22 protein-coding genes are annotated in these 25,526 nt (G+C 70.1%); 9 read left to right on the forward strand and 13 right to left on the reverse strand.

Features of this window, described 5'->3' with window-relative positions; genetic code table 11:
• Nucleotides 1-2: 2 nt before the first annotated feature.
• Nucleotides 3-863: a helix-turn-helix transcriptional regulator gene (locus ACFVW6_RS24805; RefSeq protein ID WP_378823232.1), complete on the reverse strand. Its 861-nt coding sequence runs from the start codon at nucleotides 861-863 to the stop codon at nucleotides 3-5.
• Between the two features lie 140 nt (nucleotides 864-1,003).
• Between ACFVW6_RS24805 and ACFVW6_RS24810 the strand changes: the two genes are divergently transcribed.
• Together ACFVW6_RS24810 and ACFVW6_RS24815 are read left to right on the forward strand one after the other, a co-directional pair.
• The gene (locus ACFVW6_RS24810) at nucleotides 1,004-1,720 is read left to right on the forward strand and encodes an SDR family NAD(P)-dependent oxidoreductase (RefSeq protein WP_378823230.1); all 717 of its coding nucleotides are present in this window, start codon (nucleotides 1,004-1,006) and stop codon (nucleotides 1,718-1,720) included.
• On the forward strand, nucleotides 1,717-2,187 hold the full coding sequence (locus ACFVW6_RS24815; RefSeq protein WP_378823229.1) for a hypothetical protein: 471 nt from the start codon (nucleotides 1,717-1,719) through the stop codon (nucleotides 2,185-2,187). Before ACFVW6_RS24810 ends, ACFVW6_RS24815 begins: the two co-directional genes overlap by 4 nt.
• A gap of 13 nt (nucleotides 2,188-2,200) precedes the next feature.
• Here the strand turns inward: ACFVW6_RS24815 and ACFVW6_RS24820 are convergent, their stop codons facing one another.
• Nucleotides 2,201-3,361, reverse strand: coding sequence for a hypothetical protein (locus tag ACFVW6_RS24820; RefSeq protein WP_378823227.1), 1,161 nt, complete (start codon nucleotides 3,359-3,361; stop codon nucleotides 2,201-2,203).
• Between the two features lie 188 nt (nucleotides 3,362-3,549).
• Between ACFVW6_RS24820 and ACFVW6_RS24825 the strand changes: the two genes are divergently transcribed.
• Together ACFVW6_RS24825 and ACFVW6_RS24830 are read left to right on the forward strand one after the other, a co-directional pair.
• Nucleotides 3,550-3,990: a DUF4189 domain-containing protein gene (locus ACFVW6_RS24825; RefSeq protein WP_365007572.1), complete on the forward strand. Its 441-nt coding sequence runs from the start codon at nucleotides 3,550-3,552 to the stop codon at nucleotides 3,988-3,990.
• Nucleotides 3,991-4,117: 127 nt separating this feature from the next.
• Nucleotides 4,118-4,570, forward strand: a complete 453-nt coding sequence (locus ACFVW6_RS24830) for a hypothetical protein (protein ID WP_378823224.1) — start codon at nucleotides 4,118-4,120, stop codon at nucleotides 4,568-4,570.
• A gap of 78 nt (nucleotides 4,571-4,648) precedes the next feature.
• On the opposite strand, the gene ACFVW6_RS24835 is transcribed toward ACFVW6_RS24830, so the two are convergent.
• The 8 genes from ACFVW6_RS24835 to ACFVW6_RS24870 form a co-directional block, all read right to left on the reverse strand.
• Nucleotides 4,649-5,089, reverse strand: coding sequence for a hypothetical protein (locus tag ACFVW6_RS24835; protein WP_378823223.1), 441 nt, complete (start codon nucleotides 5,087-5,089; stop codon nucleotides 4,649-4,651).
• Nucleotides 5,086-5,667 (reverse strand): hypothetical protein, encoded by a 582-nt coding sequence (locus ACFVW6_RS24840; RefSeq protein ID WP_378823221.1) that lies wholly within the window; start codon nucleotides 5,665-5,667, stop codon nucleotides 5,086-5,088. Before ACFVW6_RS24840 ends, ACFVW6_RS24835 begins: the two co-directional genes overlap by 4 nt.
• A 52-nt stretch (nucleotides 5,668-5,719) precedes the next feature.
• Nucleotides 5,720-6,832, reverse strand: a complete 1,113-nt coding sequence (locus ACFVW6_RS24845; RefSeq protein ID WP_378823219.1) for a hypothetical protein — start codon at nucleotides 6,830-6,832, stop codon at nucleotides 5,720-5,722.
• A 190-nt stretch (nucleotides 6,833-7,022) separates the two neighbouring features.
• Nucleotides 7,023-10,775 carry a multifunctional oxoglutarate decarboxylase/oxoglutarate dehydrogenase thiamine pyrophosphate-binding subunit/dihydrolipoyllysine-residue succinyltransferase subunit gene (locus tag ACFVW6_RS24850; protein ID WP_378823218.1) on the reverse strand — a complete coding sequence of 1,251 codons (3,753 nt, stop codon included), beginning with the start codon at nucleotides 10,773-10,775 and terminating at the stop codon, nucleotides 7,023-7,025.
• A 129-nt stretch (nucleotides 10,776-10,904) separates the two neighbouring features.
• Nucleotides 10,905-14,504, reverse strand: a complete 3,600-nt coding sequence (locus ACFVW6_RS24855; protein ID WP_378823217.1) for an ABC transporter ATP-binding protein — start codon at nucleotides 14,502-14,504, stop codon at nucleotides 10,905-10,907.
• Nucleotides 14,505-14,509: 5 nt separating this feature from the next.
• Nucleotides 14,510-15,292, reverse strand: coding sequence for an ABC transporter permease (locus tag ACFVW6_RS24860; protein WP_378823216.1), 783 nt, complete (start codon nucleotides 15,290-15,292; stop codon nucleotides 14,510-14,512).
• Nucleotides 15,289-16,248: an ATP-binding cassette domain-containing protein gene (locus ACFVW6_RS24865; protein ID WP_378823214.1), complete on the reverse strand. Its 960-nt coding sequence runs from the start codon at nucleotides 16,246-16,248 to the stop codon at nucleotides 15,289-15,291. Before ACFVW6_RS24865 ends, ACFVW6_RS24860 begins: the two co-directional genes overlap by 4 nt.
• Entirely contained in the window at nucleotides 16,245-16,964 is a 720-nt protein-coding gene (locus ACFVW6_RS24870) for a hypothetical protein (protein WP_378823212.1), read from the reverse strand. Before ACFVW6_RS24870 ends, ACFVW6_RS24865 begins: the two co-directional genes overlap by 4 nt.
• Before the next feature lie 157 nt (nucleotides 16,965-17,121).
• Here ACFVW6_RS24870 and ACFVW6_RS24875 point away from each other — a divergent pair, with 157 nt between their 5' ends.
• Entirely contained in the window at nucleotides 17,122-17,916 is a 795-nt protein-coding gene (locus ACFVW6_RS24875; RefSeq protein WP_355276249.1) for an enoyl-CoA hydratase/isomerase family protein, read from the forward strand.
• A gap of 82 nt (nucleotides 17,917-17,998) precedes the next feature.
• A complete protein-coding gene (locus ACFVW6_RS24880) occupies nucleotides 17,999-19,255 on the forward strand; it encodes a class I adenylate-forming enzyme family protein (protein WP_378823211.1) in 1,257 nt (418 codons plus the stop codon).
• A 1-nt stretch (nucleotide 19,256) separates the two neighbouring features.
• On the opposite strand, the gene ACFVW6_RS24885 is transcribed toward ACFVW6_RS24880, so the two are convergent.
• Nucleotides 19,257-20,000: a tyrosine-protein phosphatase gene (locus tag ACFVW6_RS24885; RefSeq protein WP_357343295.1), complete on the reverse strand. Its 744-nt coding sequence runs from the start codon at nucleotides 19,998-20,000 to the stop codon at nucleotides 19,257-19,259.
• A gap of 398 nt (nucleotides 20,001-20,398) precedes the next feature.
• Here ACFVW6_RS24885 and ACFVW6_RS24890 point away from each other — a divergent pair, with 398 nt between their 5' ends.
• Nucleotides 20,399-20,878: a TetR family transcriptional regulator gene (locus ACFVW6_RS24890; protein WP_357343297.1), complete on the forward strand. Its 480-nt coding sequence runs from the start codon at nucleotides 20,399-20,401 to the stop codon at nucleotides 20,876-20,878.
• Nucleotides 20,879-20,925: 47 nt separating this feature from the next.
• Complete coding sequence (locus ACFVW6_RS24895) at nucleotides 20,926-22,104, forward strand: alanine racemase (RefSeq protein ID WP_378823208.1); 1,179 nt, start codon at nucleotides 20,926-20,928, stop codon at nucleotides 22,102-22,104.
• Here the strand turns inward: ACFVW6_RS24895 and ACFVW6_RS24900 are convergent.
• Nucleotides 22,089-22,724 (reverse strand): phosphoribosyltransferase, encoded by a 636-nt coding sequence (locus tag ACFVW6_RS24900; protein ID WP_378823206.1) that lies wholly within the window; start codon nucleotides 22,722-22,724, stop codon nucleotides 22,089-22,091. The two genes, ACFVW6_RS24895 and ACFVW6_RS24900, sit on opposite strands and share 16 nt — an antisense overlap.
• Nucleotides 22,725-22,735: 11 nt before the next feature.
• Nucleotides 22,736-23,605, reverse strand: coding sequence for a carbon-nitrogen hydrolase family protein (locus ACFVW6_RS24905; RefSeq protein WP_355276240.1), 870 nt, complete (start codon nucleotides 23,603-23,605; stop codon nucleotides 22,736-22,738).
• A 62-nt stretch (nucleotides 23,606-23,667) separates the two neighbouring features.
• Between ACFVW6_RS24905 and ACFVW6_RS24910 the strand changes: the two genes are divergently transcribed.
• Entirely contained in the window at nucleotides 23,668-25,470 is a 1,803-nt protein-coding gene (locus ACFVW6_RS24910) for a DEAD/DEAH box helicase (protein ID WP_378823203.1), read from the forward strand.
• The last annotated feature ends 56 nt before the right edge of the window (nucleotides 25,471-25,526 follow it).

Consider the following 25,526-nt stretch of genomic DNA (forward strand, 5'->3'; position numbering starts at 1 on the left):
GGTTATTCGACTGTCGGTGCGAAGGATTCGAGGCCGGTGACGCGGAGCAGTTCCAGGGCGGACGCGGTGGGGGTGCCGGGGGCGGCGGAGTAGATGAGAACCGTCTGGCCGGAGTCGGGGACGAGCATGGTGTCGCAGTCCAGGGTGAGGGTGCCCAGGTCCGGGTGGATGATGGTCTTGGTGAGGGCGTTGAGCGAGCCGGATCGCCCGGTGCGCCAGAGCTGATCGAAATATTCGCTGCCGGTGCGTAGTTCGGTGATCAGCCGGGTGAGGTCCGGGTCGTCGGGGTAGTCGGCCTTGGTGGCGCGCAGCGAGCCGACGCAGGCGGCGGCCGTGTCCTCGGCGCGGTCGGGCGACAGGACGATCCGCGTCGGCGCCGTCCCGAGGAAGCGCTGCCACAAGATATTGCGCTGCGCGGGCGGATACGCGGAGAAGTCACCGAACAGGGCGGCCGACGGCGGGTTCCAGGCCAGCACATCGGATTTGGCGGACAGCACCATCACCGGCAGATCGGTGAGCCGGTCGAGCAGGCGTTGCACGCTGGGGCGGATGAGCATCGGGATGCGGCCCGCCTGCGGCGGTTCGGAACCGGCGAGCCGGAAGACGAGATCGCGGTCGGCGTCGGGCAGTCGCAGGGCTCTGGTCAGCGCGCCGAGCACCTGGCTGGACGGTTTGGGGCCGCGCCCCTGTTCGAGCCGGACGATGTAGTCGACGCTGACGCCGGCCAGACTCGCGACCTCCTCGCGCCGCAACCCGGGCACCTGCCTGCGCGATCCGGCGGGCAGGCCCGCATCGGCCGGGGTGAGCCGGGATCGCGCGCTGCGCAGGACCGCCGCCAATTCCGCTCTGTCCACGTTCTCCATGGTGCCGCAGGTCTTCGGGCTCGGGGTGGTACCGCGAATCCCACCCGGGTCGCCGGTCCTGGCGTCGTAGGCCCTGGTATCGCCCGTCCTATGGCTCGCCGGCACTGGAGCGCGGCCGGTCACCGCGCGAATCTGGGTGCATGACGAAGACGATCGCCCTGGTCACCGGGGCCAACAAGGGGCTGGGCCTGGAGGCGGTCCGCAGGCTGGCCGGGGCGGGCTGGCAGGTATATCTGGGCGCGCGCGACACCGCCCGGGGCGAAGCGGCGGCCGCCGAACTCGGCGCGGCCGGGCTCGACGTCCGGTTCGTCGCGCTGGATGTGACCTCCGACGACTCGGTCTCCGCCGCCGCGGACACGGTGGAAACCGAGGCGGGCCGGCTGGACGTGCTGATCAACAACGCGGGCATCGGCGGCCCGGCCACCGCGCCCGGCGAGACCCGTCCCGACGAACTGCGGGAAGTGTTCGAGACCAATGTGTTCGGACCGATCCGGGTGACCCATGCCTTCCTCCCGCTGCTGCGCCGCGCGGAGAACCCGCGGATCGTGATGGTCTCCAGCGGGGTCGGCTCGATCGCCACCGTCACCGACCCGCAGTGGGCGGGTCTGCTGCCGCCCGCGCTCGGGTACCCGACCACCAAGGCCGCGCTGAACATGATCACCACCATGTACGCCGCCGACCTGACCGGCATGCGCGTCAATGCCGTGAACCCCGGCTACACCGCGACCGACCTCAACGGGCACAGTGGGTTCCAGACCCTCACCGAGGGCACCGACGCTGTCGTCGAGCTGGCCTCAGTGCCCCGCGATGGCGTCACCGGCGGTTTCTTCGACCGGACGGGCACCACGCCGTGGTGAGAACCGGTGCCCTGCTGGCGGCTGTGCTCGCCGCGTTGGGCATCATCGGATATCTACTGAGAACGGAGAACGCGGTGGCGCAACACCATTCCGAAACTGTCCTGTCGATCGGCCTGCATCCCGGCGCCGTCGACTACACCCGCTACCCGGGGCTCGATCAAGCGACGCTCACCGCGCGGATCGCGGCGGGCGAGGCGGCCCTGCGGGACGCCGGATTCGACCTCGTGAGCTGCCAGGTGCCCGCCGACCCGGATGCCGCTGAGTCGGTGTTACGCGCATGCGTGGCGGGCGGGGACTTCGGCGTGGCGATGATCGGCGCCGGGGTGCGGATGGCTCCCGAGCACACCCTGCTGTTCGAGCGGCTGATCAATGTCGCCGCCGAGCTCGCCCCGGGAATCCGGTTCTGCTTCAACACGTCTCCGGAGACGACGATCGACGCGTTGCGTCGGTGGGTGCGGCCGAGCTGAGCGCCGACGCGTTCTACTTGTGGCCGCCGCCGTGGTCGTGGCCGCCGCAGGTGTCGGTCCGGCGGCCGTCGGTGGCGCTCGCCTGGCCCGCGCCGTGGCCCTCGAGCGCGGCGAACGGACCGCACTGGTGCGGGGCGATCCACACGTGCACCATCGGATTGCCCGCACCGGGATTGATCGAGTTGGGCGGGCAGTTGCCCGCCGCGTCGGTGACACCGGCGACGACGGGGCCGTTGTCGCCCGCCTTCCAGCACAGGTTGTCGTGGACGTGCCACTGCATCAGCGAACCGCCGAACTCGGTCAGCGCGGGGTCGTCGATCTTCTTGCCGTTGGCGATGTACATGGCCGAGACCAGGGTGCGGTTCTGACCGTCGACCCGGTAGACCAGCGACTCCGGGTGGGCCGCGTCGAGGAAGTTGCCGTCGCGGATGTAGCCGGTGTTGATGTAGTGCTCGTAGCCGGTGGCGGAGTCGCCGATCGAGCGGTAGCCCAGCGCGCCGACGGTCGTGACGTCGGCGAAGGCGGGCAGGCCGTCGAGGGTGCTGCGGATCAGGTTGGTGGCGCGCAGCTGCTGGTCGGCGGTCACCCCGGGCACGCCGGACAGGTCGATCGGCTGGGTGGGGTCGAACGGGCGCGGCCAGGCGGTGCCGGTGTCGTGATCGCCGTGCTCCTCGCCCGCGGCGTGGGTGTGCTCGCCGCCGGTGTCGCCGTGACTGTGTACGTGGCCGACACCGTTGAGCATCGCCGCGAGCGCGAGGACACCCACCGCGCTCGCGGCGATCCCCGACCTCAGTGGGGGCAGGGTGGCGGTAGGACGGAGCAGGCCGATGGCACCGGCGAGCACGGCCAGCGCGCCCAGCGCCGCGCACACGGTGTCGGCCACCTGTGGCGCCTCCGCGGTCAGCCCGGTGATCCACGGAATATCGGCGAACCGCGTGAACGCCCAGACCGCCGCCGCGAAGCCGTTCACCGCCAGCATCGCCGCCACGACGGGCTTGCGCGCGCTGAGCAGCACCGCCACGCCGGTCGCGCACTGGAGCGCGGCCAGCACCACCATCAACCGCGCCAGCGTGGCGTGCTCGGTGTGCATCCCCGCGGCCAGGAAGTGCACCGCTCCCGCCCCGACCGACGCGATCCCGCCGACCAGCAGGTATCCGTTCCGTCCGCTCGTCATGCCCGCTCCTGTCCCAGTCCTTCGCGGCGGACACTACCCCGACGACGTGATGCGGCACTGGCGTACCACTGAGAGAACTCTGTGGGCCGCCGCCGGTTGGCATACCGCCGGATTGGCCACTGGCGGGGTTGTGTGCTTAGCTGCACGGTTCCGAATTTCGGAATCCATTCCACGAGGGGATCTTTCGAATGAGTTTCATGGGTAAGGCCGGCGTCGCCGTCGCGGCGTTGGGTCTTGCGGCCGGGTCGGTACTGGGTGCCGGTTCGGCGAACGCGGCGGGCGATCTGTTCGGCGCGATCGGGTTCAGCTCGCAGAAGTGGGAGAGCTGGTCCGCGGCGAACTGGGACAGCGCGGAGGGCGCCCGGGCCGCCGTGATCGACAGTTGCGTCGCCGCGGGCGGCGAGGACTGCGGTGTGATGACCACCTGGGCCAACGGGTGCGGCGCGCTGGTGTGGAACGAAGAGGGCTGGGTCGCGGCCGCCTCGGGCCCCAACCGCAGTGAGGCCATCCGCAAGGCCATCGACCGCCTGTCCGACGGTGTCCCGATCGCCCGGCTGGCCAACTTCGGCTCCTCGGACCTCAGCGGCACCCAGGTCATCGACGTGGTCTGCACCCGCAACGCGGGCTGACCACCGGCAGCGGCGCCGTTGCCATATCGAGACCATTACGATGGGTAACGAACTATGGGCGAGTCGCGAAATCCGTTGCATGAGTCTGAAAAGCACACAAGGTCAACGGGTTTCGGTTCGGGTCGGGGTGGCCGCCGCAGCGGCCGTTGCCGCGCTCGTCGGGTTCAGTGGTCCGGCGGCGGCCCTGCCGTCGGACCAGATCGTCCAGTTCAACCCGACCCTCGCCAGGCTTCCGGGGAACGGCTGCGCGGCCATCATCAACGCCGAGACGGTCCCGCAGCCGCAGGCCGGGCAGCTCGGCGTCCGCGTGAAAATCGTCCAGACCGGGCAGAACTGCGAGGTGTATCGCGTCTCGGTGCGGTGGAAGAACCTCGACACCGGCGTCGCGAACGCCCAGTCCCACAAGGTCGACAGCAACGGCGATCTCGAACACGCCCCCGACAATGTGATCGTCGGCATGGGCATGGCCCCCGGTGTCGGCCGCGTCGAAGCGACCATCGTGGCGACCACCGACACCTATCCCAATCATCATGATCTGGAACAGCTCTCGGGCAAGGCCTGGATCACTCTCAACGGCTAGCCGAAACACCGACAGGGGCGGATCCACCCGGATCCGCCCCTGTCGGCATCGATTACGGGATCGATCCCGGCCGACTGCTCAGCATCCGACCCTGATGAAGAGCTGCCTCGTCTGGCCGGAATCGTGGACCACGACCCATCTGGTCGGGCTCTGGTTCAGCTCCACCAGGTGTTCGTTCCCGGCGTCATTCGCCAGCAGCTGCGCCTCGCCGATGTTGTCGCTCCAGGTTTGGCGCCAATACTTGGGGACTCCCGGTTCGAACTTGTTCAGCTGCGACCGCTGCTTGAATTCCGGGACCTCGCTCCCGGATATCTCGACAACCGCATCCAGGAGCGTGTCACCAAAGGTCGCGTTCTCGTGGAACCAGATCACTTTCGCGTCCTCCGGGAACACGAACTCTCCGCAGGACGCCAGGCTTGTCAAGTCATCGGAGTCACCGCTGGAACAGCCGACGACCAGCCCGACCAGCAGACACGCCAAGCCGCTCGAGTAGCTGCGCTGACGCGCGACCCGGCTCACAGCGTTCCGCTCCAGTGCTGCAGGGCGGATTCACCCCTGGATTTGAATGCGCGCGCCCACCCCGCCTCTTCCAGCTGCCGCGCTTCGTTGTTGATGGTCTTGGCGGGATTGATGTTGATCAGGTGATCGCCTTTGAGATCGAAGTTGTAGTAGTCGTAGACATAGATCCGGTAGTCCATCTCCGCCCGGAGGCTGCCGTCGTCGGCCTGGTGGACCGTGGTGTCGGTGCCCACGGCGACGTCGAAGTGCCCAAGGGCATTCGCCAGGTCGTCGTCATCGCCGATCTCGACGTTGCCGATCCAGCCGGCGGGCGTGATTTCCCTCGTCACTCCGATGCGGGGATCCGCCCGCGCCAGATCTTTCACCTCATCCAGGCTGGCGGCCGCCGCCCGCTGCACGGCGCTCGTTTTGACGATCTTGCGGATCTCGGCGCTGTCGAATCGGTAGTTGTGGTCGGGACCCTCGTCACGCATGTAGGTCCGCAGCAGCTTCGGTGCGAGGTCGTAGCCGAACGAATCCCAGGCCACCAGAACGGCCGTGAGATCGGTTCGTGCCAATGTCGCTGCCACCTTGCTCATGACTCCGGTGTCCGAACCGTAGATTGCCCGGTTGCTCGGCAGTTCCCGGTCTTCAGGCGGATGCAATGCTGTTCTCCCACCACACGTTGTTGTCGAGTCCGTATCGCCGCACACCCACGTCGGCGGCCACTTTGTCCGGGATCTCGAACTCGGCCGCATCGTAGGTCGGCTTCGCCCGACCCGGCGAGTAGTCGATCGCCTGGGAGATTCGCTCCACCGCCGTGGCTATCGCATCTCGTCTCGCGTTCGCCGATGTCTTCATCGCGTCGACGGCGGCAACGATGTCCGTTCGGAACGATTCGCGCATCGGTCCGTTGATCATCAGGGCCCAATGCGACAGCGGGAGGGTGATATCCAGAAAGGTCATCGGCTGTGTGAGGTCGTTGCTGAGCCCTATCGCCTGGTTGGAGACCAGGCGCTCCAGGTAGGCACCGCCGTTGCGGACGATCTTCGACGTCGCGTCCAGGTCGTCACTGCGCGTCGAGATCGCCTGCCCGAGGGCGGTCGCACTCGACGCGAAAGCCTCGGCCGCCGTTCCGATCCAGGTGGACTGCAGCCAGCCGAGTCCTCCGGAGAGGTTCTGTGACGACACGAAGTCGTTGATACCGAGTTGGCAGATCCGATCGCCGAGTGGCTGCAATACCTCCCAGTCCGCGGCCAGCGGGTTCAGGTAGTCCGCAGCGGGTTTGATACCGATCGCCTCGCTCAGCTTGTCGTCATAGGGCGAGAGAACCTCTATGCCGCTGTTCACCAGCTGCCGAACCGTGAACTGGGCATCATCGGTCGCCGTGAGCGTCGGCAGTTGCAGTCCGGCGAATCTGTTCACCGCCCCGGGGTCGCCCGAGACGCTCACCGCCTCATCGGCACTCACCGCGGAAATCGCCTGTGCCGAGGTGGTGTCCGTTGTCAGGTACTGGGTTCCGGCCGTGGCGAGAGCGGAGCCGAAGGTGCTCAGGCTCGACAGATCCTGTCCGTGGGATGACGACAGGGTGGTCTGCAATTTCTCGAACGACGGCGCCAGGGTGGACAGCAGTCCGGCGGTACCGGCGGGGATCGAGAAAGTCGACAGCAGGCGCGAGGCATTCGACGAGAAGTTGGTGCCGAGGTCTTCCAGGTCCAGCCGGAATCCGGCGAGGCTACCCAATTGGACCGAGAAGTCGTTCACCGCAGCTCCCACTGGCGGAAGGCGGGATTCGCATCGAGCATCACGAAATAACTCTCCCCCCAAGATGATTCGTCGATGGCATACTACCGGGCCGCGTGCAGAGCTGGGATCTACCCGGACCGGTATGGAAACGGCCGACGCCGGGCGGATCGTGTGGATCCACCCGGCGTCGGCCGTTGTGTGCGAGGAACTACGCGGTCGGCTCGAAGGCCTCGGCGATGATCTCGGCCTGTTCCACGGCGTGCACCTTCGACGAGCCCGAGGACGGGGCCGACATGGCGCGGCGCGAGATGCGGCGGAGCTTGCCGAGGCGCTCGGGGAGGACCTCGGGGAGGTTGAGGCCGAAGAACGGCCAGGCGCCCTGGTTGGCCGGCTCCTCCTGGACCCAGACGATGTCGGTCGCGTTGGGGTACTTGGCCAGTGCCTCGTTGAGGCGGTACGTCGGGATCGGGTACAGCTGTTCGATCCGGACGATGGCCACGTCCTCGCGCTTCTGCTTCGCCTTCTCGGCGGCCAGCTCGTAGTAGAGCTTGCCCGAGGTCAGCAGGATGCGCTTGACCTTGGTGGTGTCGCCGACGCCCTGCTCGTAGGTGGGCTCGTCGAACACCGAGCGGAACTTCGACTCGGTGAAGTCCTTGATGTCGGAGACCACGGCCTTGTTGCGCAGCATCGACTTCGGGGTGAAGACGATCAGCGGACGACGGATGCCGTCGAGCGCGTGGCGGCGCAGCAGATGGAAGTAGTTCGCCGGGGTGGACGGCACCGCGACGGTCATCGAACCCTCCGCGCACAGCTGCAGGAAGCGCTCGATGCGGCCCGAGGTGTGGTCGGGGCCCTGGCCCTCGTGGCCGTGCGGCAGCAGCAGCACCACGTCGGAGAGCTGGCCCCACTTGGCCTCACCGGAGGAGATGAACTCGTCGATGATCGACTGCGCGCCGTTGACGAAGTCACCGAACTGGGCTTCCCACAGCACCAGGGCGTTCGGGTTGCCCAGCGAGTAGCCGTATTCGAAGCCGACGGCGGCGTATTCGCTCAGCGCCGAGTCGTGCACCGCGAACCAGCCCGGCTTGTCCGAACCGATGTTGTGCAGCGGGGTGTACTCGTCGGCGTTGAGCCGGTCGATGATGACCGCGTGCCGCTGGGTGAAGGTGCCGCGGCGCGAGTCCTGACCGGTCAGGCGCACGTCGTGGCCCTGGTCGATCAGCGTGCCGAAGGCCAGCAGCTCGGCGAAGGCCCAGTCGACCTTGCCCTCGTAGGCCATCTCGCGGCGCTTCTCCAGCACCGGCTTGACGCGCGGGTGCACGTTGAAGCCGTCCGGCGGGGTGTTGAACGCGTCGCCGATGCGCTGCAGGACCGACTTGTCGACCGCGGTCTGCACGGTCGCGGGCACCTTCTGGTCGTCCTCGACGGACTCCGACGGCTCCGGAACGTACTTCTCCAGCTCGCGGACCTCGTTGAACACGCGCTCCAGCTGACCCTGGTAGTCACGCAGCGCGTCCTCGGCCTCCTTCATGGAGATGTCGCCACGGCCGATCAGCGATTCGGTGTAGGCCTTGCGGACCGAACGCTTGGTGTCGATGACGTCGTACATCTCCGGCTGGGTCATCGAGGGGTCGTCGCCCTCGTTGTGCCCGCGGCGGCGGTAGCAGACGAGGTCGATGACGACGTCCTTGCGGAACTTCTGCCGGAAGTCGACCGCCAGGCGCGCGACCCAGTCGCAGGCCTCCGGGTCGTCACCGTTGACATGGAAGATCGGCGCGCCGATGAACTTCGCGATGTCGGTGGAGTACTCGGTGGAGCGGCTGTTCTCCGGCGCGGTGGTGAAGCCGATCTGGTTGTTCACCACGATGTGGATGGTGCCGCCGACGCGGTAGCCGCGCAGGCCACCCAGGTTCAGCGTCTCGGCGACCACGCCCTGACCGGCGAACGCGGCGTCACCGTGCAGCATCAGCGGCATGACCGAGAAGCCCTCGGGGCCGTCGCCCTTGTTCAGCAGGTCCTGCTTGGCGCGCACGAGGCCCTCGAGGACGGGGTCGACCGCCTCCAGGTGCGAGGGGTTCGCGGTGAGCGACACCTCGATCTCGTTGTCGCCGAACATCTGCAGGTACTGGCCCTGCGCGCCGAGGTGGTACTTCACGTCGCCGGAGCCGTGGGTGGCCGCCGGGTTCATGTTGCCCTCGAACTCGGTGAAGATCTTCGAGTACGGCTTGCCGACGATGTTGGCCAGCACGTTGAGGCGGCCGCGGTGCGGCATGCCGATGACGACCTCGTCGAGCGCGTGCTCGGCGCACTGGTCGATGGTGGCGTCCATCATCGGGATGACGGCCTCGGCGCCCTCGAGCGAGAAGCGCTTCTGACCGACGTACTTGGTCTGCAGGAACGTCTCGAACGCCTCGGCGGCGTTGAGGCGGTTCAGGATGTACTTCTGCTGGGCGACCGTCGGCTTGACGTGCTTCTGCTCGACCCGCTCCTGGATCCACTTGAGCTGATCGGTCTCGAGGATGTGGGTGTATTCCACACCGACGTGGCGGCAGTAGGCGTCGCGCAGGATCGACAGCACGTCGCGCAGCTTCATCCGCTCCTGACCGTGGAAGCCTGCGACGTTGAAGGTGCGGTCGAGGTCCCACAGCGTGAGCCCGTGCTCGGTGACGTCGAGGTCGGGGTGGCTGCGGAACTTGTCCTTGACCAGGCGCAGCGGGTCGGTGTCGGCCATCAGGTGACCGCGGTTGCGGTAGGCCGCGATCATCTCGAGCACGCGGGCGCTCTTGTCGACGCCGCGCTCGCTGATGTCCTTGCGCCAGCGGACCGGCTCGTACGGCACGCCGAGGCCGTGGAAGATCTCGTCGTAGAACTCGTCGGAGATCAGCAGGTTGTGGATGGTGCGCAGGAAGTCGCCGGACTCGGCGCCCTGGATGATGCGGTGGTCGTAGGTCGAGGTCAGCGTCATCAGCTTGCCGACGCCGATATCGGCGATCCGCTCGTCGCTCATGCCCTGGAACTCGGCCGGGTACTCCATCGCGCCGGCACCGATGATCGCGCCCTGGCCCGGCATCAGGCGCGGCACCGAGTGCACGGTGCCGATGGTGCCCGGGTTGGTCAGCGAGATGGTGACGCCGGCGAAGTCGTCGGTGGTGAGCTTGCCCTCGCGGGCGCGGCGGACGACGTCCTCGTAGGCGGTGTGGAACTGGCCGAAGCTCATGTCCTCGGTGCCCTTGATGGCCGCGACGGCCAGCGAGCGGTTGCCGTCCTTGCCGACGAGGTCGATCGCCAGGCCCAGGTTGGTGTGCGCCGGGGTGACCGAGTTCGGCTTCCCGTCGATCTCGGCGAAGTGCCGGTTCAGGTTCGGGAACGCCTTGACCGCCTGCACGATCGCGTAGCCGAGCAGGTGGGTGAAGGAGATCTTGCCGCCGCGGGTGCGGGCCAGGTGGTTGTTGATCACCAGGCGGTTGTCGATCATCAGCTTGGCCGGGATCGCGCGCACCGAGGTCGCGGTGGGGATCGTCAGCGAGGCCGACATGTTCTTCGCGATGGCGGCGGCCGGGCCGCGCAGCACCTTGGTCTCGTCGGCGACGGCGGCGGCCTTGGGCGCGGCGGTGGCCGGTGCGTTCGACACCGGGGCAGGTGTGGTCTGCGGTGCGCGCACGGTCGCGGGAGCGGGCTTGGGGGCCGGCGCCGGAGCCGGCGGCGGGGGCGCCACGGCGGGCTTGGCGGCGGCGGGCGCGGGAGCCGCGGCCGGCGGGGGTGTCGCAGCGGCGGCGGGAGCCGGAGCCTGGCTGTTACCTGATTCGGTGCCGACCTCCGGAGTGTAATCCGCGAGGAACTCGTGCCAACTGGCGTCGACCGAGGATGGGTCCTGTTTGAACTTCTGATACATCTCGTCGACTAGCCACTGGTTCTGTCCGAACTGGGAAGTTGAGCTGCTCACAGCTGGTGTTCGCCTCATTTCGTTCTTCGCGCTGCGACGTTTGTGACGTGCCCGGCAGGGGTATCAGCGGATGGCTGCCGATGCGCCCTCACCGAGCATATGCCCAGCGGCATACCCGTGTTGCGACTGACCCGATCTCCCCGGGTGCTACCGGTCACGCGCCGACAGTATTCCCTCGGCTTCGGCACCCGCCGCCCAGAGTCGCGCGTAACGTCCGCCCCGGGCCAGCAGTTCCTGCGGCGTGCCGAATTCGACGACCCGGCCGTGCTCGACCACGCCGACGAGGTCGGCCCGCGCCGCGGTGGCCAGCCGGTGCGCGACCACGACGGTGGTCCGGCCGCGCGCCAGCGATCGGCTCGCTACCAGCACCGATGCATCGGTCGCCGGATCCAGGGTGGAGGTCGCCTCGTCGAGCAGGAGCAGGTCGGGATCGACCAGTTCGGCCCGCGCGAGGGCGATCAGCTGACGCTGTCCGGCGGACAGTCCGCGCCCTCTTTCACCGACCGGTTGGTTCATTTTCTGCGGCAATCCGTCGATCATCCGCGCCGCGCCGACGGTGGCGGCCGCGGTGCCGATGTCCACTGCCGTGGCGAAAGGTTGCCCGAATGCAATGTTGCTCGCGACGTCGCCGGTGAACAGGTGAGCTTCCTGGGGCACAATTCCCAGCCGGCCGCGGAAGTCGGTGAGCACAAATTTACGTAAATCGACCCCGTCGACGCGGATCGAGCCCGCCGCGGGGTCGGCCGGGAGGTCGTAGAGCCGGGCCAGCAGCTTCACGATCGTCGATTTGCCCGCGCCGGTCGCGCCGACGAGCGCGAGCGTCGCGCCCGCCGGGACGGTGAAGGAGACGCCGTCGAGCGCGGGGGCGGCGGCGCCGGGGTAGCGGAAGCGCACGTCGTCGAAGACGATCGCGCCGTCGAGCCGGTCGACGGGTACCGCGTCCGGCGGATCGGGCGCGATCGAGGACTCGGTGCGCAACAGGTCGCCGATCCGGCGCAGGCCGACTCTTGCCTGCTGATAGCCGTCGAACACCTGCGACAGCTCCTGGATCGGGCCGAACAGCAGGCCCAGATACAGCACGAAGGCGACCAGCGTGCCGGTCGTGGTCCGGCCCTCGGCGACGGCGTTCGCGCCGAGGTACACCACGACGGCCAGGGCGAGGTCGGCCCAGGCCAGCCCGAAGGAGAAGTAGGCGGCGATGGCGCGCTGGGCGCGGACGCGGGCGTCGCGGTAGCGGTGCGAGTACTCGGCGAAGCGGCGCGCGGCGCCGGGCTCGCTGCGCGCGGCCTGCACCGCGCGCAGGCCCGCGATGTTCTCCTGGAAATCGGCGTTGACCACCGACACCCGCTCGCGGGAGACGGTGTAGGCCGAGGAGGACACCCGGCGGAACGCGAGCGTGGCCAGCAGCATGGGCGGCACCGTGGCCAGCACGATCAGCGCCAGACCCGCGTCGATGAAGACCAGGCCGACGGCGACGCCGACCAGGGTGATCAGCCCGACCAGGCCGGTGGCGACGCCGGTCTGCAGGAACGTCGAGAGAGCGTCGACGTCGGTGGTCATCCTGGTCATGATCCGGCCGGACAGTTCGCGCTCGTAGTAATCGAGGCCGAGGCGCTGTAGGTGCGCGTAGCTGCGCACCCGCAGGCCGAACAGCACGCGTTCGCCGGTGCGCGCGGTGAGCACGGTGACGGCGGCGCCGACGATCAGCCCGGTCAGCACCAGCCCGATCCCGACGACGCCCGCGATCGCGAGCGCGGTGCCGTCGCCCGCGGTGACGCCGGTGTCGATGGCATAGCGGACCAGCGGCGGGAAGGCGACGCCGATCAGCGCGTCGACGGTGAGCAGGAGCATCACCGCGCAGACCAGGCCGCGCACCGGACGCAGCAGCGCGCGCAGCCCGAAGTCGGGTTGTGGTGCGCGCAGGTCGCCGGGCAGACCGGGGTGCTCGGTGGCCGGGGGCAGCGCGTCGACGGCGGCGCGCAGCTCGGGCGTCTCGCTGAGGTCGGTGGCCGCCGCGGCCATCGACCGTGGGCGGCCGCCGTCGGGGCGGTTCGTGGTGGGGGAGGGCGCGGTGGGCAGGGCAGCGCCCAGCGGCGCGGGCAGCCGGATGACCCGGTCGGCCTGGGCCAGCGTGGACTCGCGGTGGGCCAGGATCAGCGTCGTCCGGCCGCCGGGATCGGGCAGCCTGCGGAAGATCTCCGCCTCGGTGACGGCGTCGACCGCGGAGGTGGCGTCGTCGAGCACCAGCACGCGGGGCCGGGTGAGCAGGGCCCTGGCCAGGGCGATGCGCTGGCGCTGCCCGCCGGACAGGGTGAGGCCGCGCTCGCCGATGACGGTGTCGTAGCCGTCGGGGAGTTCGGCGATGAACTCGTCCGCGGCGGCGGCCGTCGCGGCGGCCCTGATCTCGGCGTCGGTGGCCTCGGGGCGGCCGAGGGCGATATTGGCGGCGATGGTGTCGGAGAACAGGAACGGATCGTCGAAGACCACGCCGAGCGCGCCGCGCAGTTCGTCGGCGCGCAGGTCGGCCAGGTCGACCCGGGTGCCATCGGTGCCGACCAGGCTGATCCGGCCCGCGTCGGGCGCGTAGAAGCGGGGCAGCAGCAGCGACAGCGTCGACTTGCCCGATCCGGCCGGACCGATGACGGCTACCGTCTCGCCCGGCCGCACGGTGAGGTCCAATGCGTGGAGCACCGGTTGGTCGGCTGCGAAGCCGAAGCTCACCGCGTCGAATTCGATGCCGAGCGGGCCGGTCGGCAGGGTGACCGGCTTGTCGGGGTCGACCAGCACCGGCGCGGCGTCGATGACCTGGAAGACCCGGTCGACGGCGGCCTCGGTGAGCTGGCCCATGATCACCACCGAGGTGATCGTGCGCGCCGAGGAGGTCATGGTGGCCAGGTAGGCGGTGAACGCCAGGAAGGTGCCGACGCCGATCGCGCCGTGCCTGGCCAGCACGCCGCCGACGATGATCACCGCGACCAGCCCCGCCTGCGGCAGCGCCGAGACCACCGGGGCGAACCCGGCATTGATCCGGGCGGCGCGCAGGCGTTCGGCGAACAGGCGGCGGCCGTGCTCCTCGAGCACGTCGACCATCCGGGCCTCCTGCCCGAACCCCTTCACCACCCGCACCCCGGTGACGGTCTGCTCGACGTGTTCGGCGAGGTCGGCGGCGCGCTGCTGGGCCGACCAGGTCGCCGCGTACAGCCGGGGCCGCACCCGCAGCACGATCACCGCCATCGCGGGCGCGACCAGCAGCGCGGCCAGGGCCAGCGGGGGGCTCAGCCACACCATCACCACGGCCGAGAGCACGAACTGCAAGACCGCGAGGCCCGACCACGGGACCATCGCCAGCAGGCCCTGCACCAGCTGGAGATCGGTGATCGAGCGCGACACCACCTGGCCGGTGCGGATCGCGTCCTGCCCCGCGCCGTCGAGCCGTTGCAGCGCGGCCAGCAGCGACACCCGCAGGCTGTGCTGCACCTCGAGCGACAGCTTGCCCGCCCAGAGTCTGCGCGCGAAGGTGGCGACGAACCGGCCGACCGCGAGCAGGGCGAGCAGCGCCGCGGCACTGCCGATGACCGAGGTATCGCCAGCGACCGCCGCGTCGACGGCGCGTTTGGTCGCCAGCGGCGCGGCGATCGAGACGACCGCACCGGCGAGCACCGCGGCGGTGATACCCGCGAGCAGCCGGGGATGATCCAGGCTCAGGCGCCAGAGTCTGCGGATCCAGCCCGGTTCGGTGGCTGCCACCGGGCCTACAGGTCGCGGGTGCGCAGGTCCCACCAGCCCGCGGCGCCGATCGCGGCGGTCCACAGCAACAGGACCACCAGGGCGGCGGGCGTCGGCGCGAAGACCTCGGCCTCGGCGAACGAGCCAGCGCTGACGCCGGCGACCGTGGCGGAGACCGGCAGCAGGGTGGCGAAGCCGCCCGCGCCGAAGCCCTTGACCACCACCCAGATCAGCGGTTCCAGAATGAAGGCCCACCCCAGCACCAGCCAGACCGCGCCGCTGAACGTCCGCAGCAGCAGGCCGAGGCCGGCGCCGATCACCGCCCAGCACAGGGCGACCAGCAGACCGGCGCCGAGCACCTCCGTCAGCTGCCAGCCGAACTCGAATTTGCCGCGTCCGGCCACCAGCAGGGCCAGCAGGCTCGCCACCTCGGCGGCCAGCGCCACGGCGAAGGCGAACGCCGCGGTGGCGGCGAACTTGGCGACGACCAGGCGGGTCCGGTCGGGCGCGAACAGCACGGTCAGCGCCATGGTCTTGCGCCGGTACTCCCCGCCGGTGGCGGCGATGCCGAGCAGGGCCGCCACCACGAACACCGCGGCCAGCCCGAGATACAGCCCGATGGTCGCGGCGCCGGTGGCGGGCTGACCCTTCGGATCGGCAGGCCCGGACATCAGCGCGGTGATCAGCGTGCCGACGAGCGCGAGCGCCACGGGCGCGGCGAGCAACAGCCGGGCCGGGCGCACGGCGACGACCTTGCGCGCCTCGGACTCGATGCCGGGCAGGAGATCGGCGGGCAGCACTGCGGTCATCGTGGCATCCCATACGAGGTCGGCGCCGGGGCGAACGCGGCGGGATTCGCGTGCGGCGCCGGCACGGTGTGCCGGTGGCCGCGGGGTTTGGTCAGCGAGGCGAGGACCCGGTCGGGATGGATCGGATCGGCGACGATGCTGCCGATCCGCACCTGCGCGGCCTCGGCGACCTCGCGGAGGGTGGCCTCGCTCGCCTCGGCGACGGCCAGCCTGCCGTCGGGCCGCATCACCGCGTCGGTGTAGCCCCGCGCGGCCAGCGCGGTGGCCAGCGCGATCGAGGGCGAGGCGGCGACGACGAGCCGGTCCGGATGGCCGCGGCGCAGCTTGGCCGGGGTGCCCTGCCAGACGACCGCGCCCTCGCTCAGCACGACCAGCTGATCGGCCGTCGCCACCACATCGGCCAGCTTGTCGGCGCTGACCAGCGCCGTGCCGCCGCGGGCGGTGTGCCCGCGCAGCAGTTCGTGCAGCCAGCCGCGTTCCCTGCCGTCGGCGCCGGTGAACGGGTCGTCGAGCACCAGCAGCGGGGGATCGGCCAGCAGCGCGGTGCCCAGTGCCAGCCGGGTCTGCTGACCGGGCTGCAATCGCGCGATCGGGGTATCGGCGACCGTGGCCAGCCCGGTTTCGGCGAGCACCGCCGCGATCCGCCGCCGGGATGCCCCCGCGACCGGCGCGTAGCAGCGCAGATGATCGTGCACCGTGCGCGCCGGATGCAGGCCGCGTGGGCTCAGCACCGCGCCGACGGCGCCCGGCACGTCGATCTCGACGGTGCCGGTGGTCGGCTTCTGCACGCCGAGCACCATCCGCAGCACCGTCGACTTGCCTGCCCCGGTGGGACCGACGAGCGCGGTGACCGACCCGGCGGGCACCGCGAAGCCGACCTCGTGCACGGCGCTGACCAGCTCGAACTGCTTGCCGACACCGCGCAGTCGCACAGCGTCGCCGCGGCGCGCGCTCACTGGTTCTTCGCTATGGGGGCGTCGATCGCGGGCAGCGGATCGGCCTCGACGACCGGGTGCAGCGGGGACGGCCAGAACGCGGGCGCCGGCCCGAAAGCCTTGCGCGCGTTGTCGATCGTCACCTTGCCCAGCGCCCGGTTACCCGCGCCACCGATGGCGGCGCCGATGCCGGCGGGCAGGATCTTGCCCGCCATGAGCGCGGCGCGCTTGGTGATGAAGCGCTTGATGAACTGCTGCAGCAGCCGGTTGTTGATCGAGGCGATCCCCGGCACCTTGTTCGCCAGCGTGCCCGCCCAGTTCTTGGACGACGTGCCGAGCCCCTTCTGCACGATCGCCATGCCCGCGTCGCCGAGGACGACGGCGAGCACCAGCGCCCGGCGGGCCTCCTTGTCCTCCGGCTCGATGCCGTGGACATAGGCCCTGGCCAAGGTGAACAGGGCGGAGGCCTCCATGAAGAACGCGGTCTCCGCGCTGATCGCGCCGAGGGCGGCCAGCGTGCCGACGCCGGGCACCGCCGCGGTCGCGCCGACCGCCGCGCCGCTGCCGGTGACGGCTAGCAGATACTGCTTCTCCAGCCGCTCCACGAGCTGGGCCGGACTCTCACCGGGATGACGCTCGCGGAGAAAGGCGACGTATTTGCGCACCGCGGGTGCCTGCAGCTTGGACCCCGTGTCGAGCACATCGACCACGGCCTTCTCGATCGCTTTGTTGAACACGGCGTTGTCCTCCTCATCGCCTGACGAAACGAACTGTAGGGCACCGCGGTCCCCGACAGCTCATCATGCCAACGAGCGCCGACACCCCGTCGGTTCCATGATGTGGGCGCGATCTCCGTGCTGGTCCTCGCGCGGGAGCTGGTTCTAGTCTGACCGGATGAGCGCAACGCAGCCGACCCGTTTGATCCGCGACTTCACCGCAGACGGTGCCGAGATCGCGACGATCACCATCGCCCACCCGCCGTTGAACCTGTTCGACCGCCGGCTCATCGACTCGCTGATCGCCGATATCGCCGCCGTGGGCAAGCAGCCGCCGCGCGCGGTGCTGATCCGCGCCGAGGGCAAGGTCGTCTCGGGCGGCGTGGACGTGAACATCTTCGACGGGCTCACCGTCGAGGAGGGCGCCCGCCTCTGGAACGACCTGTTCGCCCAGATCATCCACCCGATCGAGGCCCTGCCGTGCCCGGTGGTCTTCGCCGCCCACGGCCTCACCCTCACCGCGGCCTTCGAGATCGCGCTGGCCTGCGACTTCATCCTGGCCGCGCCCAAGGCCAAGTTCGGGCTGGTCGAGACGGTCGTCGGGCTGACGCCGTCGATGGGCGGCCCGCAGCGGCTGGCCGAACGCGCGGGCTCGGGCCGCGCCCGCGAGTTCGTGATGACCGGTGACCTCTACGACGCCGCCACGATGGCCGAGTGGGGCGTGGTCAACGCGGTGCACGACGATGTCGAGGCCGCCGCCGCGGCGCTGGTCGCGCGCCTGGCCGCCGGCCCGACCCGCGCGCACGCGGCGACCAAGCAGATCATCGAGGCGTGGCGTTCCGGCGGTGTGGCGCACGCGGATTCGGTGACGCCGGATATCTCGGGCGAGCTGTTCGCGACCGCCGACCTGCGCGGCGCGGTGCGCAGTTTCCTGGAGATCGGCCCGGGTAAGGCGACCTATCGCGGCGAATGAGCGCGCCGAGTGCCTGACAGCTGTGTGATCCACGTCATATAGTCACAGGTGCGGTGCTGCATCGACGTACGTGGAGGTCCGGATGGGTCAGAGCGAGCACGAGGGCGCGACCATCATCGAGTTCCCTGCCAACGGTGCGGCCGGGCGGCTGACCAGGGGGTCCGACGGGATCCTGCGCTACGGCGACCTCAGCCCGGCCCTCACCGAACTGCTCGATCTGCGGGTGCACGCGTTCACCGGCCGGGAGGCGGTCGTCGAAGTGGGCGGGCCGCGGCTGACCTATCGCGAACTGTGGCACAGCGCCTCCCGGATCGCCGGTGGGCTGCAGGACCGGGGCATCGGCTACGGCGACCGCGTCGCGGTACACATGCCGACGAGCGCCCGCTGGGTGCAGGCGTTCCTCGGCGCGCTGCTCTCCGGCGCGGTCCCGGTGCTCGTCCCCGATTCGCTGCCGGTCGCGGTGGCGCAGCGGGTGATCGCCGACAGCAGCGCCGACTTCGTGCTCGGTCCCGACGGCCCGCTGCCCGACAGCGCCGCCTATATCGATGACGGTGCGGCACTGGATGATCCGGCGCTGCTCTGTTACACCGGCACGGCCGCCCGGCGGCCGGTGCCGACCGGCGTCGAGCTGACCAACGAGAACCTGCTCTCGGCGGTGTCCTCGGTGATCGGCGCGCTCGACCTGCCCGCCGAGGGCCTGCGCAACCTGGTGCTGCTGCCGCTGGCGCACGCCAGCGGGTGTGTCGACCAGTTGCTGCCCACCTTCGCGGTCGGCGGCACGGTGGTGCTCGCGCCCGGTGCGCCCAGCCTCGCCGATGTGCTCGACACCGAGCGCATCGACACCGTCTCGGGCACTCCGCGCATCTTCGCCGGCCTGCTCCCCGAACTCGCCGCGCGCAGGGTGGGCGCGGGGGTGCGGCGGATCAGCAAGGCCTGTCACCGGTCCGAACGCGCCGCCGCGGCCGCCCCGGCCACGCTGACGGCGGCGCTGCGCGACCTGTTCCCGGCGGCCAGGCAGTGGTCGGTCTGGGGCGCGACGGAGACCAGCGGCATCGGCCTGATGGTCGACGACACCGACCTCGCCGAATCCGCGTCCACCCTCGGATTCGCTTTCGGCGGGACGGAATTGGCCCTGTCCGGGCCGCAGGCGAGCGCGGGCCGCGGCGAATTGCTGTGCCGCGGCCCGAATGTCAGCAGGCGCTACTGGAACGATCCCGATGCCTCGGTCGCCCGGTTCAGCGGAAGCTGGTTCCACACCGGCAATCTGGTGAGCATCGAGGACAACGGTCTGGTCCGCGCGGTGCTGCCGGTGCGGCAGCGCCGCGTCAGCGGGCTGTAGCTCAGCGCAGCCGGGTGCGCAGCGCCGCGCGCAGCTCGCCGGTGAGGCCGATCGCGCTCAGGTAGCCCTCGGTGTCGCCGTAGGTCTCGCGCACGGTGCGGTCGGCGGTGCGCAGGTAGTCCTCCTGCACGCCGAGCAGGTCGGCCGACAGGGCAGCGCCGTCGGCGATCTTCGGCTCCAGCAGCCGCCGCAGCGGTTCGACGGCGGCGTTGCTGGCCAGGTAGTCGGTGTAGACGTCGTCCTCGGTGACGTCCACCGCGCGCAGCAGCGTGGCCACCGCCCAGCCGGTGCGGTCCTTGCCCGCCGCGCAGTGCACCAGCGCCGCGCCGTCGCCCTCGGCGACGGAGGTGGCCAGCCGGGTGATCGCGGCGTGCGCCTCCGGCATCACCGGGAACTGCCGGTAGACCTCGAGCATGTGGGTGCGCGCCGAGACGGTCTCGGCCTCGTGCGGCGGTGCCTCGCCCATCCGCGAGTCGAACGGGGTGACGTGCAGCCGGACGCCCGCGGGCAGGATGTCGTGGCCGATGTGGTCGATCTCGGCCAGGCCGCGCAGATCGTGCACATCGGTGACGCGCAGTCCGCGCAGGGTGTCGTGCCCTTTCGCGTCGAGACCGCTCAACTGGGCCGAGCGCAGCAGCACACCGGGCCGGATCGTCGAACCGTCGGTGGTGCGCAGCCCGCCCACATCGCGGAAATTGAAGGTGCCGCTGAGGGCGAACTGATCGGCAGGAGGCGAAAGAGTCACCCGTCCAGGTTATCGACGGTTCCGCCGGACCCGCGATGGAGTTCGCGGATCCGACACGCACTGTGTTGTGTCCGTTTCGCCGGGTGCCACTGTGCCGTCGCCCACACGCACCGGGGCCTACCTGCGATGACTTGTACACTCGACCAGTGCGCGGATGATGGCATGGGGGTGGCGTCTGCGGTGAATGTGAACTATTCAAGCCGTATGGTCGGTTTTACAAAAGGTCGCATTCGGATAACAAAACAATCTTTCAGTCTGAAAAGGACGGCTGAATCAGTTCGTGAATCCAGAAAACCTTCTAAGATCGAGCTCGCTGGATAGGTTGATCCGTACCCGGTCGGTCTCTCCACTCGCTCGCATCGCCGCGGGCAGCGAAATTTGTTGCCGAGGAGTTGTCGTTGAGCGCCAGTCGTGAACTAACCGAGACATTGCTCCGGCCCGCCGTCTGCGAGGCCGTGGAGCACGCCGCCGCGAATTCGGACGCCACCGGCGTGCGGGCGCTGCGCATGTTGCTGCACGCGGGCATGAGTGCCTACTGGCCGCTGGTGAAGGCCGAGCCCGATCGCCAGATCGCCGCCTACGACGCCGCGTTGCAGACCCTGCGGCACCGGTGGTCGGACACCGGTGACGCCATCGGTGACCCGACCGCGACCGCGCTGTTCCGGCAGATGGACGACGAGGCCATCGCCTTCCTCGGGCTGTGCGCCCGGCTCTCGGGTACCCAGTGGCTGGAGCCGCTCGACTCGGTCGCCACCTACATCGTCTCGGTGCTCTACGGCGCGGTGCTGCGCTGGCTCGCCGACGGCAACGACGAGACCACCCTGGTGGTCATCGACGACCTGGTCGGCTGCCTGACGCTCAAGGCCGTCGAAGTCTGACCCCGCCGATACTGGACGACTGACCAAATAGGTGGTTCAGTAGTCGAGTGACCCAGACGACATCGCTGCACCATCTGCACGCGGCGACCGCCGAGCTCGATCCGCCGCTGGCCGCGGTCGACCTCGCCGCGCTCGACGCCAACGCCGCCGATCTGGTCCGCCGCGCGAACGGCGTCGCGGTCCGGGTCGCCAGCAAATCCGTGCGCTGCCGCGCCGTGCTCGAACGCGTGCTCGGCGACGGCCTCACCGCACAGGGCGGCTTCGCCGGCATCATGGCCTATTCGCTGCGGGAGGCCATCTGGCTGGTCCGCCTCGGCGCCCGCGACGTCCTGCTCGGCTATCCGGTGGCCGACCGCGCCGCGCTGGCCGAGCTCGCCGCGTCCCCCGAACTGCTGGCCGCGATCACCCTGATGATCGACGACGTCGCCCAGCTCGAACTCACCCGCGCCGCCCTCGGCACCGATCTGGTCCATCCCCGGATCTGCCTCGACGTCGACGCCGCCCTGCGGATCGGCCCGCTGCACCTGGGCACCCGGCGTTCCCCGGTGCGCAGCCCCGAGCAGGCCGCCGAGCTGGCCGCCGAGGCGCGCAGGCGTGGCTTCGACGTGGTCGGCGTGATGACCTACGAGGCCCAGATCGCCGGCCTGCCCGACACCAACCCCGCGGTGCGGGTGGTCAAGCGGTTGTCCGCCGCCGAGATCGGCCGCAGGCGCTCCCGGGTGCTCGACGCGGTGCGCATGGTCACCGGTCCGCTGGAGATCGTGAACAGCGGTGGCACCGGCTCGATCGAGGTCTCGATCACCGACCCGGAGGTCACCGAGGTGACCGCGGGGTCCGGGCTGTACGTGCCGACGCTGTTCGACCACTACCGCTCGTTCACCCCGCGCCCCGCGCTGTTCTTCGCGACCCCGGTGCTGCGCAAGCCCACCCCGAGCATCGCCACCGTCTTCGCCGGCGGCTACATCGCCTCCGGTCCAGCCGGCCCGAGCCGGGTGCCGCTGCCGGTGTGGCCCGCGGGCCTGAAGCTGCTCGGCGCCGAGGGCGCGGGCGAGGTGCAGACCCCGCTGGCCGGTGGCGCCGAGCTCGAGATCGGCGATCGCGTCTGGTTCCGGCACGCCAAGGCGGGCGAGCTGTGCGAGCGCTTCGACCGGATCCACCTGGTCGACGAGGCGGGTGCGCGCACCACCGTGCCGACCTACCGCGGCGAAGGTCAGTGCTTCGGCTGATCGGTGAGCAGCGCGCGGACCTCGTCGTCGGCGAGCTGGTGGAAGTCGCGATAGGCCATCCCGACCCCGCCCAGGTCGGCGGGCGTCCACAGGCAGACCAGCTCGTCGCACTCGCGGCGCACCCGCCGCGCGGCCTCGGGCGAGGACACCGGCATCGCGACGATGACCCGGTCCGGATGCCGGGCCCTGGCCACCCGGCACGCGGCCACCACGGTCGCCCCGGTCGCCATGCCGTCGTCGACGATCATCACCACCCGCCCGGCCAAGGGGACCGGGTCGCCGGTGCGCAGCTCGCGCTGCCTGCGCGCCAGTTCGATCCGCTCGGCCCGCTCGACCTCGTCGAAGGCCTCCTGCGTCACCCCGCTGCGGTCGATGACATCGCGATTGACCACCAGCACGCCACCCTCGCCGAGCGCGCCCATCGCCAGCTCCGGCTGCCAGGGCAGGCCCAGCTTGCGGACCAGCAGGATGTCGAGTTCACCGCCGACGACAGCGCAGACCCCGGCCGCCACCGGAACACCACCGCGCGGCAGCCCGAGCACCAGTGGGCGCGGGGCCCGCAGGTGCTCCAGGGCCTTGCCGAGGACGCGGCCCGCCGCTGCCCGATCGGGGTAGACCACGTCTGTAAACGCTACTCCGCGGCGGGCTCCGGCGATACGCGCTCGGTGATGGCGAACCGGCGCAGCGACAGGCTCGGATTGGCCGTGCGCACCCGGGCCAGATGCGCCGGGTCGATCGCGGCGGTGAGCACGCCGGGTTCGTCGCCCAGTTCGGCCAGCACCACGCCCGCCGGGTCGACGATCATCGACGCGCCAGCCCCGCGCGGCAGGCACTGGTCGGCGGCCGCCACGTAGATGGTGTTCTCGATCGCGCGGGCGCGCAGCAGCGTGGTCCACTGGTCGACCTTCGCCGGGCCGGGGATCCACTGCGCGGGCAGCAGCAACACCTGGGCGCCCGCCGCCGCGACACGCCGACATCCCTCCGGGAAACGCAGATCGAAACAGGTCTGCATGCCGAACATCACACCGTCGACGGTGAAGGTGGCCGGCGCGACGAGCGGACCGGCCTCGACCACGTCGGATTCCAGGTGCCCGAACGCGTCGTAGAGATGCACCTTCCGGTACACCGCGACGCGCGCGCCGTCGGGCCCGTGGGCGACGAGGGTATTGCTGATCCGGGTCGCTTCCGGCGCCGTCCGCTCGACCACGCCGGCGACCAGATACACCCCGAATTCGGCTGCGAGCGCGCTCAGTCCGGTGGTGAACGGGCCGTCGAGCGGCTCGGCGATCGCCACCACCCGCTCGTCCAGCCGGGTCACCGCAAACATCGAGTATTCGGGGGCGAGGACCACCTTCGCGCCCGCCGCGGCGGCCGTGCGCAGGTGCTCGCGCAGGGCCGCGAGGTTGGCGGCCGGGTCGGTCCGGGGAGCGAATTGGACGACCGCGATCGGCACCGCGTCCGGTGCCGGTTCCTGATGCGCTGACCCGTTCTGCAGTTGCATAGGTCTCACCGTATTCACCCGGTGGCCAGGACAGCTACCGTCAGGCAGTAAACTCCTGGTCAATGAGTACCAATGAGGTCGACAGCGTTCCTGCCGACGACGACAGGCACGAAGACGGCCCGACCTTCGCCGATCTCGGGATCGATGACCGCGTCCTCGCGGCCATCGCCGATGTGGGCTACGAGTCGCCGTCCCCGATCCAGGCGGCGACCATCCCTCCGCTGCTCCAGGGCGCGGACGTGGTCGGCCTCGCGCAGACCGGTACCGGCAAGACCGCGGCCTTCGCGATCCCGATCCTGATGGGTCTGGACACCGCGCAGAAGAAGCCGAGCGCGCTGGTGCTCGCGCCGACGCGTGAGCTCGCCATCCAGGTCGCCGAGGCCTTCGGCAAGTACTCCGCGCACATCCCCGGGCTGCACGTGCTGCCCATCTACGGCGGCCAGAGCTACGGCGTGCAGCTGTCGGGTCTGCGCCGCGGCGCGCACGTGGTCGTCGGCACGCCCGGCCGCGTGATCGATCACCTGGAGAAGGGCACGCTCGACCTGTCGCAGCTGCGCTACCTGGTGCTCGACGAGGCCGACGAGATGCTCAAGATGGGCTTCCAGGAAGACGTGGAGCGCATCCTGCGCGATACGCCCAACGACAAGCAGGTCGCGCTGTTCTCGGCGACCATGCCGGGCGCGATCCGCAAGATCTCCAAGCAGTACCTGAACGATCCGGTCGAGATCACGGTCAAGTCCAAGACCCAGACCAACACCAACATCACCCAGCGCTACGTGCAGGTCTCGCACCAGCGCAAGCTCGACGCCCTCACCCGCGTGCTCGAGGTCGAGGACTTCGAGGCGATGATCATCTTCGTCCGCACCAAGCAGGCCACCGAGGAGCTGGCCGAGAAGCTGCGCTCGCGTGGTTTCTCCGCCGCGGCGATCAACGGCGACATCGCGCAGAACCAGCGTGAGCGCACCATCGGCCAGCTGAAGTCGGGCGCGCTCGACATCCTGGTCGCCACCGACGTGGCCGCCCGCGGTCTCGACGTGGAGCGCATCTCGCACGTGGTGAACTACGACATCCCGCACGACACCGAGTCCTACGTGCACCGCATCGGCCGCACCGGCCGCGCGGGCCGTTCGGGTCAGGCGCTGCTGTTCGTCGCGCCGCGCGAGCGGCATCTGCTCAAGTCGATCGAGCGCGCCACCCGGCACCCGCTGATCGAGATGCAGCTGCCCAGCGTCGACGACGTCAACGCGACCCGCGTGTCCAAGTTCGGCGACATGATCACCGAGAACCTGTCCTCGGACAATGTGGCGCTGTTCCGCAAGCTGATCGAGGACTACGAGGCCGAGCACAACACGCCGCTGGTCGACATCGCGGCGGCGCTGGCGGTCGGCGGCTTCGACGGTGACAACTTCTTCATGGAGGCCGAGCCGGAGCCCGCGCCGCGTCGTGAGCGCGATCGGGATCGGGACCGGGAGCGTGCCCCGCGTCGCTTCGACGACGAGGACCGCGCTCCCCGTGGTCCGTCGTTCTCTCGCGAGAGCGGCCAGGAACTGGCGACCTACCGGATCAGCGTCGGCAAGCGGCACCGCGTGGTGCCGGGCGCGATCGTCGGCGCCATCGCCAACGAGGGCGGCCTGCGCCGCAGCGACTTCGGGCACATCAGCATCCGGCCCGATTACAGCCTCGTCGAGCTGCCTGCCAACCTGCCGCACGAGACGCTGGAAGCCTTGCGCCGCACCAGGATCAGCGGCGTGCTGATCCAGCTGCAGCCCGATCAGGGTCCGCCCGCGCAGCGGCTGGCCTCGCGGGGCCCGCGCCGCGATCGCGACGCGCGGCCGCGGACCGAACGGCGCAAGCCGCGGTTCTGACGCCGGGGGCGCTCGCCGGACCCGGCGAGGCCACACCCGTCGCAACTGCTCGACAT

Origin of the sequence: Nocardia sp. NPDC058244 (genome assembly GCF_042882065.1) — a bacterium.
In the GTDB taxonomy this organism is placed as follows: domain Bacteria; phylum Actinomycetota; class Actinomycetes; order Mycobacteriales; family Mycobacteriaceae; genus Nocardia.